Annotated in this window: 16 protein-coding genes; 11 read left to right on the top strand and 5 right to left on the bottom strand. The window is 37.1% G+C overall.

The features are described from left to right. Positions 1–63 precede the first annotated feature (63 nt). On the bottom strand, positions 64–1,653 hold the full coding sequence (locus WAX78_RS06670) for a bifunctional metallophosphatase/5'-nucleotidase (protein ID WP_336481522.1): 1,590 nt from the start codon (positions 1,651–1,653) through the stop codon (positions 64–66). 289 nt (positions 1,654–1,942) lie between these two features. Here WAX78_RS06670 and WAX78_RS06665 point away from each other — a divergent pair, with 289 nt between their 5' ends. Then, the gene (locus WAX78_RS06665) at positions 1,943–2,197 is read left to right on the top strand and encodes a YqkE family protein (protein ID WP_336481521.1); all 255 of its coding nucleotides are present in this window, start codon (positions 1,943–1,945) and stop codon (positions 2,195–2,197) included. 108 nt (positions 2,198–2,305) lie between these two features. Continuing rightward, complete coding sequence (locus tag WAX78_RS06660; RefSeq protein ID WP_336481520.1) at positions 2,306–2,821, top strand: GrpB family protein; 516 nt, start codon at positions 2,306–2,308, stop codon at positions 2,819–2,821. Between the two features lie 39 nt (positions 2,822–2,860). Here the strand turns inward: WAX78_RS06660 and WAX78_RS06655 are convergent, their stop codons facing one another. Then, positions 2,861–3,826, bottom strand: a complete 966-nt coding sequence (locus WAX78_RS06655) for a quinone oxidoreductase family protein (protein WP_336481519.1) — start codon at positions 3,824–3,826, stop codon at positions 2,861–2,863. Positions 3,827–4,064: 238 nt separating this feature from the next. Between WAX78_RS06655 and WAX78_RS06650 the strand changes: the two genes are divergently transcribed. Further along, positions 4,065–4,892 carry an aldo/keto reductase gene (locus tag WAX78_RS06650; protein WP_336481518.1) on the top strand — a complete coding sequence of 276 codons (828 nt, stop codon included), beginning with the start codon at positions 4,065–4,067 and terminating at the stop codon, positions 4,890–4,892. Between the two features lie 29 nt (positions 4,893–4,921). Here the strand turns inward: WAX78_RS06650 and WAX78_RS06645 are convergent, their stop codons facing one another. Both WAX78_RS06645 and mciZ read right to left on the bottom strand, forming a co-directional pair. Then, entirely contained in the window at positions 4,922–5,836 is a 915-nt protein-coding gene (locus WAX78_RS06645) for an aldo/keto reductase (RefSeq protein WP_336481517.1), read from the bottom strand. 53 nt (positions 5,837–5,889) lie between these two features. After that, on the bottom strand, positions 5,890–6,018 hold the full coding sequence (mciZ, locus tag WAX78_RS06640) for a Z-ring formation inhibitor MciZ (protein WP_272186983.1): 129 nt from the start codon (positions 6,016–6,018) through the stop codon (positions 5,890–5,892). A 74-nt stretch (positions 6,019–6,092) separates the two neighbouring features. Between mciZ and WAX78_RS06635 the strand changes: the two genes are divergently transcribed. Further along, positions 6,093–6,632 (top strand): NUDIX hydrolase, encoded by a 540-nt coding sequence (locus WAX78_RS06635; protein ID WP_336481516.1) that lies wholly within the window; start codon positions 6,093–6,095, stop codon positions 6,630–6,632. A gap of 238 nt (positions 6,633–6,870) precedes the next feature. Here WAX78_RS06635 and WAX78_RS06630 read toward each other — a convergent pair whose 3' ends face one another. After that, the gene (locus WAX78_RS06630) at positions 6,871–7,422 is read right to left on the bottom strand and encodes a GNAT family N-acetyltransferase (protein WP_336481515.1); all 552 of its coding nucleotides are present in this window, start codon (positions 7,420–7,422) and stop codon (positions 6,871–6,873) included. Between the two features lie 124 nt (positions 7,423–7,546). On the opposite strand from WAX78_RS06630, the gene spoIIM reads away from it, so the two are divergent. From spoIIM to WAX78_RS06595, 7 genes are all read left to right on the top strand, one after another. Then, positions 7,547–8,197, top strand: a complete 651-nt coding sequence (gene spoIIM / locus WAX78_RS06625) for a stage II sporulation protein M (protein WP_336481513.1) — start codon at positions 7,547–7,549, stop codon at positions 8,195–8,197. A 107-nt stretch (positions 8,198–8,304) separates the two neighbouring features. Next, complete coding sequence (gene fur / locus WAX78_RS06620; protein ID WP_336481512.1) at positions 8,305–8,760, top strand: ferric iron uptake transcriptional regulator; 456 nt, start codon at positions 8,305–8,307, stop codon at positions 8,758–8,760. Positions 8,761–8,923: 163 nt separating this feature from the next. Then, positions 8,924–9,154: a YqzK family protein gene (locus WAX78_RS06615; protein ID WP_336481511.1), complete on the top strand. Its 231-nt coding sequence runs from the start codon at positions 8,924–8,926 to the stop codon at positions 9,152–9,154. A 6-nt stretch (positions 9,155–9,160) separates the two neighbouring features. Beyond that, positions 9,161–10,051, top strand: coding sequence for a site-specific tyrosine recombinase XerD (gene xerD, locus WAX78_RS06610; RefSeq protein WP_336481509.1), 891 nt, complete (start codon positions 9,161–9,163; stop codon positions 10,049–10,051). 188 nt (positions 10,052–10,239) lie between these two features. Next, complete coding sequence (locus WAX78_RS06605) at positions 10,240–10,980, top strand: FixH family protein (RefSeq protein WP_336481508.1); 741 nt, start codon at positions 10,240–10,242, stop codon at positions 10,978–10,980. Positions 10,981–11,225: 245 nt separating this feature from the next. Continuing rightward, positions 11,226–12,410, top strand: coding sequence for a phosphopentomutase (deoB, locus tag WAX78_RS06600; protein ID WP_336481507.1), 1,185 nt, complete (start codon positions 11,226–11,228; stop codon positions 12,408–12,410). 13 nt (positions 12,411–12,423) lie between these two features. Next, a complete protein-coding gene (locus WAX78_RS06595) occupies positions 12,424–13,245 on the top strand; it encodes a purine-nucleoside phosphorylase (RefSeq protein ID WP_336481506.1) in 822 nt (273 codons plus the stop codon). Positions 13,246–13,250 lie beyond the last annotated feature (5 nt).

Here is a 13,250-nt window from a genome sequence, read left to right as displayed (position 1 = left end):
AAAAGGGGACCTGCCTGTAAAAGTTTGATTTCTTATGCTTATGAAAGTTGTATATTTTAATGGCTAATTTATTTTTTGAATACGCCCTTCAATTTTTGCTTCGATCGGTGATTTTGCTTGCTTCACATAATCTACTAACGCATCTAAATCATTTGGTCCTGTTTCTGTATTTGTTCCATTTTTAAATGAAACAAAACCATCCCCACCAGAAGCTAAAAAGGCATTTGCTACGACAGTGTATGTTTGCGAGTCAACAAGAGCTTCGCCGTTTGATAAGTGTATATCAACTACTTTTTCACCATCTGCTTTGTTAGCGTCCCATTTGTATGTGATGCCAGAGATTTGGAGCATACGTGTTTTATCTTTTTGCCACTGCTGATTTAAAATATCCCGGATATCTTTTCCAGTCAATGTTGATTTTATTAATTGGTTGCCAAAAGGTTGAATGCCATATAGTTCTCCCCATGTAATATCCCCTGCATCTAAATCGTTACGAATACCACCAGGATTCATAAGAGCAATTTGTCCATTCATCGCACTGCGCTGTGCATCTGCAATTAAGTTACCAAGTGTTGACTCTCCAGCAGGTGATTCTTTTCTGTCTAAAGCAGTTGCCGCTTTACCGACAATTTCATTTACAAGTGGAGCAACTTTTTCAGCATACTGCTCGACTTTTTTCTTAATTTGTGGATCAGGTTGAATGCCATCGTGAAATGTTGTAACAATCTCAGCCTTTTTCTCTACAATATCTTTTGTTTTTTTATCAATTTTTAAGTCAACATCTGCGAATGCTGTACCGTACGAATAAGCTTGTACAAGAAGTTTTCCATTTACAGTTCCATTTACATATGCATGGTTATGACCGCCAAAAATGACATCGACTTCTGGATCGGTATTTTGAGCTAAGCGAGCGAGATCACCATCTGTAATTCCTTTATCATCCGTTGTACCAGGATTGTGTGCTAATACAACAATTGCTTTTACACCTAATCGTTTTAATTGTTGTGCAGACTTGTTAATGGCTTCTACTTCATCTGTGAACTTTACGTTTTCAACCATTTTAGGCATAACAATGCTTGGTGTTTCTGTTGTGACGACACCAATAAAGCCGACTGGAACTCCCTGTACCATCTTTACTGTAAATGGTGGTAAAAATAAGCGTCCTGTTGTCTTATTATAGACATTGGCTGCAACGTAAGGGAACTGAGCACCTTTGAAGTTTCCAGTTTTTTCATGATAACCACCGTAAATAAGGCGGCGCATTTCGTCCATACCTTCGTCAAATTCGTGGTTTCCAATTGTTGCAACATCAAATCCAAGGTCATTGAAAATGTCAATTGTTGGCTCATCTTGTAATAAAGCAGAAATTGGTGGACTTGCCCCGACTGCATCTCCGGCATGAACAAGCAGCGTATTTGGGTTTTGTTTTTCGCGATCCCGCAAGTATGCAGCTAAGTAATCGACCCCACCTGCGTCCTTATTGTTTATTTTTTTTACTGTGTTTAATTGACCGTGGAAGTCATTAATGCCTAGTATTTGAACATCAATGTAACGGTTTTCCTGTGCTGGTGTAGATGTTGGTTGAGCTGCAAATACACTTGAAAACGTGACCGTACTCAAAACAGCAACTGCAGGTATAATTTTTTTCCACATGTTTTTTGTCTCTCCCCTTTATATAAATCTGACATTACACGACATCATTTTAATAGATTATGAGAAAACAATCTATATAAAATACTATATTTTAAGAAAATTTACAAAAATTAATCTTTTTATTTTTATGTAGAAAATAATTAACTAATTATAGATGATTAACTGTTTTGTATCTTCATATGGAATTGGGATTCGCGCAATTTAATAGTAATAGAGATGCGGCTCTTGTGGTTGCTGGTAAATTACATTTTCTACTATAATAAAGAAAAAAGTAAAAGGTGATTTGATTATGGCGAAGAAAAAACAAAAGCAAGCACAAACGGGAATGAAAATGGAAAAGGAGACAGTAACAATTGGAGATCAATTGAACGAAGCATTAATGAAGCAGCTGAAAAGTAAACAAAAAGAGCTAAAAGAGAAAGAGGAACAGAAAAAAGAAGCAGAGTTAGAGAGAAAGCGTAAAGAACAGCGTGAGCGTGAAAAAAATAAATCGTTTGAAGAATTATTAGGTGAAAGTAGTTTGTCATGGAAAGACTTTAAGTAAGAAATGAATGTAAAATGAAACTTCCATTAGTGGGGGGCTTTCTCCCCCGCTGATGGTTAGTTGAATCAATCGGGCTTTTACTGCCCACAAATAGCGGGAGGGATGGGCATGAGAAAAGTGGAAGTAGTGCCCTATGAAAATCATTGGGCCGAAAAGTTTCAGAAAGAAGCGAAACGTTTAAAGGAAGCAATGCCAGAACATGTGAAAGTTCATCATATTGGCAGTACATCTGTGCCAGGGTTAGCGGCAAAGCCCATTATTGATATGATTATGGAAGTTACGAATATTGACAAAGTGGATAGCTGGAATGATTGCTTTGTGGAACTCGGATATACACCAAAGGGAGAAAATGGTATATCCGGACGGCGTTTCTTTGTGCACGGTACAGAAGAAAAGAGAAGTTATCATTTGCATATATATGAGACAGGCAATCAAGAAATTATGCGTCATCTCTCTTTTCGAGATTATATGATGGAGCATTGTGAAGAAGCAGAGGCGTATGCGACGTTAAAGCAAGAGCTTGCGAAACAATTTACATATGATATTGATCAGTATATTGAAGGGAAAGATGCATTTGTTCGTGATAGGGAGCAAAGAGCTATAGAATGGATGAAGAAAAGATAACGTGCCATGTATATGCGGCACGTTATTTTTATAATTGTTTTATGGAAGTAATAAAATTTTCCCTGTGCTTTTTCTACTTTCTAAATAATGGTGTGCTTTCGCTCCTTCGCTTAAGGAAAATGTAGTTGGCTTAGATAATTTGATCTGTCCTTGTTGAATCCATGTAAATAGCTCTTCAGAACGCAGAACGCGTTCTTTATGAGAAGTGAGTACATTCCATAGATCCCCGCCGGTTAGCGTCTTAGATGTATCCATAAGCATGCGCGGGTCTACAGGAGCTGGATCGCCTCCTGCCATTCCGTAAAAAACAACGGTTCCTCCAATACGTGTTGCTTCAAAGCTATCCATCAGCGTAGAGCCAACAGATTCATATACAACATCTACACCTTTTCCGTTAGTCGCATGCATGACTTTCTGTTTCCAATCATCCTCATACAAAAAGGCCCAGTCTGCGCCAACTTCTTCGGCAGTTTTTGCTTTTTGGATAGAAGAAGTGAGGGCAATCACTTTACCGCCTAGTAATTTTATGATTTGTACAAGAAGCTGTCCTACACCACCAGCAGCAGCATGTACGAGTACAATGTCTCCTTCCTTTACTGCATAGCTATCATGAGTTAGATAGTGAGCTGTTAAACCTTGCAGTAAAATAGAAGCAGCTGTTTCATATGGAACATGATTTGGAAGTGGAATTGCTTTCTCTATTGGAACCGCTACAAGCTCTGCATTTGCATATGGAACATCTGCAAATGCAATAGAATCTCCTTGCTTTATAGTCGTAACATTATTTCCTACCATTTCTACAATTCCAGCGCCTTCGTAACCTAAAATGTATGGTGGTTGACCAGCAAGGTGATAATTTCCTTTTCTTCTATAGACATCGGCAAAGTTTAAACCGATTGCCTTCATTTTTACAAGAATGTCATTAGGTCCAATAACGGGATCGGGAATTTCTTTATATTGCAATACTTCTGGTTCTCCAAATGTGTCAAATGCAAGAGCTTTCATCTTTTTCCCTCTACTTTGTGTATTTTGTTTTACGCTTACACTGTAAGATAAAAGAATGAAGAAAGCAAGAAATTACTTCTTAAAAAAGAAGTAGGTGAAGGTGATTTGTATTAAATGCAAAAAATGGGGATTATTTACTTTTTTGATTTCTTGACATAAAAAGATTATGTAAACTGATTGCTTTCTTTGACTTTTTATTTTTTTCTTGTTCATAATGGAGTAAAGGAGGAGTTTTTTTATGCATATTCCAACAACAACACTTCAGAACGGTGTGAAAATGCCAATGCTAGGCTTAGGAGTATATAAAGCAAAAGAAGGAGAGGAAGTAAAACGAGCGGTACATACTGCGTTAGAGGTCGGATACCGTGCAATTGATACAGCTACTATTTATGAAAATGAAAGCGGTGTCGGAGAAGCAATTCGTGAATTTGGAATTGCTCGTGAAGAGCTTTTTATTACAACAAAAGTATGGAACGATGAACAAGGATATGAAACGACGCTTAAAGCATTCGAAACAAGTTTAAAGAAGTTACAGATGGATTATGTGGATCTATATTTAATCCATTGGCCAATACGCGGAAAGTACGTAGATACATATCGCGCTCTTGAAAAATTGTATGAAGAAGGAAAAGTACGTGCGATTGGTGTGTCAAACTTCCATATTCATCATTTAAAGCAGTTATTGGCGAATTGTCATATTAAACCAATGGTGAATCAAGTCGAGCTTCATCCAATGTTAGCACAATTTGAACTTCGCAATTTTTGTCAGCAAGAACAAATTCAAATGGAGGCATGGAGTCCGCTTATGCGAGGCGGAGAGGTATTTGAACATCCGGTTATTCAAGAGATTGCTAAAAAATATGGGAAAACACCTGCTCAAGTTATTTTACGCTGGGATATTCAAAGTGGGATTGTAACAATTCCGAAATCTGTTACACCTTCTCGCATTGCAGAAAATTTTCATATTTTTGATTTTTCATTAACGGAAGAAGAAGTAGGGCAAATTGATAAACTCGATTGTAATAAGCGTTCAGGAACAAATCCAGAGAAATACGATACGATGTAAAAAAGCTACCGGTTTTTCGGTAGCTTTTTTTATCGATGAGATTCATATGTATCTAATTTTGCAATTGCTTGAATGTGTGTGTATTGTTCGTCTGTCAATGAATTTGTAGTGCCTGCTTTTACATTCTCACGTAATTGGTCAATTGAACTTGCGCCTGGAATGAGGGCTGCGATTGCCTGGGTATGTAGGCAATATTGAAGCGCGGTTTCTGTTAGAGAGCGATTATTTGTTATTTCTTTTACACGAGATACGATGTGTTTTGCTTCATCATAATTGTAAGAGAGATAGTCTTTTTCTTTCACTTTAGCTAATTTCTGTTCATTGTTACTAGTTAATAAGCCCTTTGCGAGTGAACCGCGGGCAATTACGCTAATATTATGTTCTTGCAAGAATGGGAACCATTCTTCTGGGCGGCGGTTTAATATGTTATATTCCATTAAAATACTTACTATATTAGAACGCTCTGCATATTGGCGAATGACATTAGGACGGATGGAAGAAATTCCGTAATGACGAATGATTCCTTCTTGTTTTAGTTCTTCAAATGTTTCAATGACTTCGTCAATATTATCTTCAATTGTTCCGCCATGTAGCTGATATAAATCGATATAATCCGTTTTTAATCGGCGTAAGCTCTCTTTTACTTCCTCTTTTATATATGCCTTAGAAGGGTCCCAGGACCAACCGTTTTTTTCTTCTGTCCAGCGGTTCCCAACTTTTGTAGTAAGTACAACTTGCTCTCTTTTTCCTTGCAGTGCTTTTCCGACAAACTCTTCATTTAATCCATAATTGTATAAATCGGCTGTATCTAAAAAATTAATACCTAAATCTAACGCTTCATGAATGATTTGAATGGCTTCTGTTTCATTTGTCCCCAGTGACATGCATCCAAGGCCAATTTCACTTACATATAAATCTGAATTTCCTAATTTACGTGTTTTCATCATTAACCTCCTTACTTTTATTGTACGAAAGCGTAAGGAGTTTCACAAACACTTTACTTTTGTGTATTTGTAATCCAGTCATGAACAGTTTTATAACGTTGTTCATATTGTTTTAGCATATGACGAATTTCCCAAGCTTTTCCGACTAACGTTACTCGATTTGGTAAAATGTACACTTTCATTTTCGTTTCGCTCCTTTCAATGTGATAGAATGTATGAAGAAAGACTAGGAAATAGAACAGGGAGATGAAGTCTTATGAGTAATCTTGAAGAAAAAACGATTGCGACTGAGCCTATTTTTGATGGAAGAGTAATTAAAGTTCGTGTTGATGAAGTAGTATTGCCAAATGGTGAGACGAGTAAACGTGAAATTGTGAAGCATCCTGGTGCGGTAGCGATTATTGCAATTACAGATGACGAGAAAATTGTGTTAGTTGAACAGTATCGCAAAGCGATGGAAAAAGCGCTTGTAGAAATTCCTGCTGGAAAGTTAGAACCGGGAGAAAAACCTGAAGCAACAGCAATTCGTGAATTAGAGGAAGAAACAGGGTACATATGTGATAACATGAAGCTCGTTACGTCATTTTACACATCACCAGGGTTTGCAGATGAAATTGTGTATGTATATGAAGCGACTGGCTTGAAGAAGAAGGAAGACAAAGCGGATCTTGATGAGGATGAGTTCGTTGAGTTAATGGAAGTATCATTAGAAGAAGCACTTCAATTTATAAAAGAACAACGTATTCATGATGCGAAAACAATGTTTGCAATTCAATATCTACAGTTGAAAAAATAAAAACACTCGCGTAAAGCGAGTGTTTTTATTTTGAAATTTAAAGATGACTAGCTGTAGCGTCTTTTTTTATCCCGCTATGCGCGGGCAGTAAGACCTCCACCTTAAGATTCAGGGCGAGCCGCTTCCGCTTGTCTACAGAAGATAGGTGGGGGATGAAGACCCCACCCCACTGGCGGAAGTTTCACTTTATAAATCTCAAAGGTATCTAGCTTCAATGACAGTCCCTAGAAGTGATTTTTTATTGTATTTTTGCATATACACATGTATCACGTAAACTACCATCAGGAGCAAGAAAGTCATTTTCTAACGTACCTTCTAGAATAAACTCTAGGCGCTCTGCTACTAATCGTGCATTTGTATTATTGGCATCACAGCGAATTTCAAGTCGTTTTGCTCTGAGTTTATCGAAGGCGAATTGAACGGCCCCTTTTAATGCTTCTGTCATATACCCTTGTTTTGTGTAGGAGCTATGAAGCCAGAAACTGATAGAAAATTTTGGAATATCCCAGTTTTCTGGGTGAAGGGTGAGCGCACCGATGAATGTACCTGTTGTTTTATCATATAGATGAAACGGTAATGTTTCACGAAGTAAAAACTTTCCATGCGCGGCTCTTACTGCTGATTCTGCTGATTCTTCAGTTTCATGTGCAATAGACATCCATGGCTGTAGATCCTCTAAAGAAGTTTGAATTGCCTCATAAACTTCTGCCCCATCCCCAGGGAACGGTTTACGTACCTGCAGACGCTCGGTCTGAAATAATGTTGGAAAATCTAATAATAGTTGTTTCAAACGAAATCCCTCCTATTCTCTACTTTTAAGTTTAGCAAAGTGGCGTAGAATTTCAATGTTAATTCGTCATACTTTTTTCTTTCTATCATACATTCTAGTAAGAGGAAGAACGGAGGGACGTAATATGCTAAGGAAATCGTCTTGGCAAGATCGTGTAACATATCATGTACAGGAATATTCTTCATTATATGTATTTGTAGCTGTACTTTTATTAATGGGCGTTATTTTTGGGGCGATTCTTGTGAATAGTTTACAAATAAGTCAAAAACAAGATTTGTATTTTTATTTAAGTCGTTTTTTTGGACAAGTCTCCAAAGGGCAATTTGCAAATGCAGGTGAAATGTTTTGCGAAAGCTACTTATCGCAACTAAAATATATTGGTTTTATTTGGATTTTAGGCATCTCCATTATTGGTTTGCCACTTATTTTTATTTTATTATTTTTAAAAGGAGTCGTTGTTGGTTTTACAGTAGGTTTCTTAGTAAGTCAACTTGGGTGGAATGGTTTATTATTAGCATTTGTGGCTGTACTTCCACAAAATTTAATCATTATTCCAACATTTCTTATTATGACGACGATTGCCGCTAACTTTTCCTTGCGCATGATCCGTCATCAATTTATCCGAAAAATAAATGAGCCCCTATTACCACTTTTTATCCGATACACTTGCTTTTTTCTTATTATCGGTGCAGTGTTAGCAATTGCTTCAGGGATTGAAGCTTATGTATCACCAATGTTTATGAAACAAGTCATGGATACTATTAACAAAAAATAATTATACTTTGAGAATTATTATCAAGTGATTTTGATTACTTTTCTTTTGACAGTTCTCCTTCTTCTGATATAATGGGGTAAGAGTGGCGAGGGAGGGAGTAGTACCGAATGGAAGAAAGAATTGATCGAATTAAAAAGCAATTACATGCAGCGAGTTATAAGTTAACACCACAGCGTGAAGCTACGGTTCGCGTGCTGCTAGAAAATGAAGAAGACCATTTAAGCGCGGAAGATGTTTACCTCCTTGTAAAAGAAAAGTCGCCAGAGATCGGACTTGCAACCGTTTATCGGACTTTGGAATTATTATCCGAGTTAAAGATTGTCGACAAGATTAATTTCGGTGACGGTGTTTCGCGCTATGACTTAAGACAAGAAGGAGCATCACGTTTTCATCATCATTTAATTTGTACAGAATGTGGTGCAGTAGAAGAAATTCAAGAAGATTTACTTTGTGAAGTAGAAAAAAGAGTAGAAACTGAGTGGCGCTTTAAAGTAAAAGACCATCGCTTAACGTTCCATGGTATTTGCAAAAAGTGTCAAGAAAAATTAGCAGAAGAAAATTAGCCTTTTCCTATTTAGTTAGGAAGAGGTTTTTTTATTGAAAATGGATAAGATTCTTTAACTCAAGATTTTAGAGGGAGAAGTGGCGGGTGTTTTCAATAATTAGGTATAAATGATGAAAAGCTTGGCATATGTTGTAATAACATAAATTTTGGAGGAATTCACAATGCGCCGAGCAATTCAAGTTATTTTTGATGGTATGAAGGTATTTTTATTGTTTATCAGTTGTACCATTTTGTTTTATTTCGCTATACTATGGATAAATGAAGAATATGAAAGTTATCATCGTTATGAAAAACCTAAAGAAGGAATGGTAGAAAAGGTATCTGGAACAGAGGAGCCTGCAAAGGATGCTTTCGTCAACAGAATGATTTTTTTCTATGAAAATGGGGAGTAGAGAAGATTGGAAGATCAATTACAAGACTTTATTCATTATATGGTTGTTGAAAAAGGGCTAGCTCAAAATACAGTTGTATCATATGAGCGCGATCTAAAAAGTTATACGAAGTATTTACAAAAAGTAGAACAAATTACATCTTTTCATGATGTGGCGCGCATGCATATTGTGAACTTTTTACATCATCTAAAAGATAATGGGAAATCTTCGAAAACAATGGCGCGTCACATTGCATCTGTACGATCGTTTCATCAATTTTTATTACGTGAACGTGTTGTGGAACACGACCCATCTGTACATATTGAAACGCCTCAAGGTGAACGTAAACTACCGAAGGTGTTATCAATTAATGAAGTGGAAGCACTATTGCAAACACCGAAAGGAACAAGTGCATTTGGAATTCGTGACAAGGCTATGTTAGAGTTATTATATGCAACAGGATTACGTGTTTCTGAATTAATTGAATTAAACTTATCAGATGTACATTTAACAATGGGCTTTGTTCGTTGCGTCGGAAAGGGAAATAAAGAGAGAATTATCCCTCTTGGCAGTTTAGCGACAGAAGCGATTCAGTATTATATTGAAAAAGGAAGACCGGAACTATTAGGAAAGAAAATGGCCGAAGCGCTCTTTTTAAATCATCATGGAAACCGTTTATCTCGCCAAGGGTTTTGGAAGATTTTAAAGAGACTTGCACAAGAAGCAAATATTCAAAAAGAACTTACACCGCATACGTTACGTCATTCCTTTGCAACGCACTTATTAGAGAATGGTGCAGATTTAAGGGCAGTACAAGAAATGCTTGGTCATGCTGATATTTCGACAACACAAATTTATACGCATGTTTCAAAAGCTAGATTAAAAGATGTATATAAACAGTTTCATCCAAGGGCATGAGTATTCATGCCCTTTTCTTATTGGAAAGTGAAACTTCCAACAGTGGTGGTCTTACTGTCCGCGAATAGCGGGATAAAATGAAAGCACTTCACAAAAACTTCACAAACATTTCGTACATTGTTTTCAGCAGATGGCTAGAATATGAACACATATTTCCTCTATACTAAGATAGGAAGAAGGAGGAAGTTATGATGAAAAAACTTTTAATTACATTATTTATCACAATGCTAGCGTTAGCTGGTTGTAATACGAAATCAGACGAGACAACGAAAAAGAGTAAGTCGCTTGAAGAAGTAAAGGTAGAAATAAAAACGAACCCTGAAACATTAAAGCCGAATGAAAAAGTAGAAGTACAAGCAATTGTTACACAAGGGAAAGAAAAAGTAACAGATGCAGATGATGTAAAGTTTGAAATTTGGAAAGATGGCGACGAGAAAAAAGAGATGCTAGACGCGAAGAATAAAGGTAACGGTGTTTATGCAATCGATAAAACATTCCCATCTGATGGTGTTTACCATATTATCGCACATACAAATGCACGTGATATGCATGTGATGCCAGAAGTAAAAGTGGCTGTTGGAAATGCAAAAGTTGAGGATACAAAAAAAGAAGCAGATGGTCATCATGACGATCATGCTCATGGCGATACAATGATTCATCTGATGGCAGATGGCGTGAAAGCAAATACAGAATCTACCCTGAAAGCACATGTACAACAAAAAGAAGCAGCATTAACTGGTGCGGAAGTTCAACTTGAAATTTGGAAAGACGGTGCAGAAAAGCATGAGTTTATTCCAGCAAAAGAAGGTAACAAAGGCGAGTATACAAGTACTTATACATTTAAAGAAGCAGGAACATATAATGTAAAGGTTCATGTGAAAAAAGGTGATCTTCATGATCATAAAGAAGAAAAAGTTGAAGTGAAATAAAAAACAGCTCTTTTAAAGAGCTGTTTTTTTATTTGTATGTTGGGAAACATTAGCGCTTCTAGGTAGAATATATTACAATGAAAATGTGAAAAAAAAACGAAATGTGCTAAAAATTTCTTAAAAAGAAAGCGTGAACATGTTATGATAGCAGCATGAGATGTCTGACATCTGACTTAGAAGAAGAAGGAAGTTTTTACAGCGATTTGAACATACTACATTAGTAGCATATATAGGAGGTTACAGTTGTGAGTAAATATAAACGTATTTTCCTTATCGTAATGGACTCTGTAGGAATTGGAGAAGCACCAGATGCTGAGAAATATGGCGATAAAGGTTCTGACACACTTGGCCATATTGCAGAGCATATGAACGGATTACAAATGCCAAACATGATGAAATTAGGTCTTGGTAACATCCGTGAAATGAAAGGGATTGCAAAAGCAGAGAAGCCGCTTGCATATTATACAAAAATGCAAGAAAAATCTATGGGAAAAGATACAATGACAGGTCATTGGGAAATTATGGGCCTGTACATTGATACACCGTTTCAAGTATTCCCAGAAGGATTCCCAAAGGAATTACTTGATGAACTAGAAGCGAAAACAGGGCGTAAAATCATCGGGAATAAACCAGCGTCTGGAACAGGAATTCTGGATGAACTTGGACAAGAACATATGGAAACAGGCGCATTAATTGTGTATACATCTGCTGATAGTGTATTGCAAATTGCAGCTCATGAAGAAGTTGTACCGCTTGAAGAATTATATAACATTTGTAAAATTGCACGTGAGTTAACACTTGATGAAAAATATATGGTAGGTCGTGTGATTGCTCGTCCATTCGTTGGTGAGCCAGGAAACTTCACACGTACGCCAAACCGTCATGACTATGCTTTAAAACCGTTTGGACGCACAGTTATGAACGAATTAAAAGATTCCAATTATGATGTAATTGCAATCGGTAAAATCTCTGATATTTATGATGGAGAGGGCGTAACGCAATCTCTTCGCACAAAATCTAACATGGATGGTATGGATAAGCTTGCAGATACAGCGAATATGGACTTTACAGGTTTAAGCTTTGTAAATCTTGTTGACTTTGATGCGCTGTTTGGTCATCGCCGTGATCCTCAAGGTTATGGAGATGCGCTGCAAGAATATGATGCACGTCTTCCTGAAGTACTTGAAAAGTTAAAAGAAGACGACTTGTTAATTATTACAGCTGACCATGGTAATGACCCAATTCATCCCGGTACAGACCATACACGTGAATACGTACCATTATTAGCATATAGTCCAAGTATGAAAGAGGGCGGAAAAGAATTACCGCTTCGTCAAACATTTGCTGATATCGGTGCCACAGTTGCAGAAAACTTCGGTGTAACAATGCCAAAATACGGACAAAGCTTCTTAAACGAGCTAGATAAATAAGGAGGAATATCAAATGAATCGCGAGTTAATTTCAAAATCTGCTACATATTTAAAAGGGAAATTTCAAGAAACACCAACAGTAGGGTTAATCCTTGGTTCAGGTCTAGGTGTATTAGCTGATGAAATCGAAAATGCAGTAGCTGTACCGTACAGTGAAATTCCTGAGTTTCCTGTGTCTACTGTAGAAGGCCATGCTGGTCAACTTGTATTTGGTACACTTCAAGGTGTTACAGTTGTAGCAATGCAAGGTCGTTTCCATTACTATGAAGGATACGATATGCAAAAAGTAACATTCCCAGTTCGTGTTATGAAAGAGTTAGGTGTAGAAGCAGTTATCGTTACAAATGCTGCTGGCGGTGTAAATACATCATTTGAGCCAGGAGATTTAATGTTAATTTCAGACCATATTAACTTTATGGGTCATAATCCATTAATCGGACCAAATGATTCTGAGATGGGCGTACGTTTCCCTGATATGTCTGAAGCATACAATAAAGACCTTCGCAAAATGGCAAAACAAGTTGCTGCTGACTTAAATATTAAAGTACAAGAAGGTGTGTATGTTGCGATGACAGGTCCTGTATACGAAACACCTGCAGAAATTCGTATGATTCGTACAGTTGGCGGTGATGCAGTCGGAATGTCAACTGTACCAGAAGTTATTGTGGCTGGTCATGCTGGTATGAAGGTACTTGGTATTTCTTGTATTTCAAATATGGCAGCTGGAATTTTAGATCAGCCGCTTCATCATGATGAAGTAATTGAAACAACAGAGCGTGTAAAAGCAAACTTCTTAGCACTTGTAAAAGCGATTGTAAAACAAATGAAGGGGTGAGTTCA

It is taken from the genome of Bacillus yunxiaonensis (assembly GCF_037104695.1).
Lineage (GTDB): Bacteria > Bacillota > Bacilli > Bacillales > Bacillaceae_G > Bacillus_A > Bacillus_A yunxiaonensis.
This window is presented reverse-complemented; position numbering and strand designations above follow the sequence as displayed.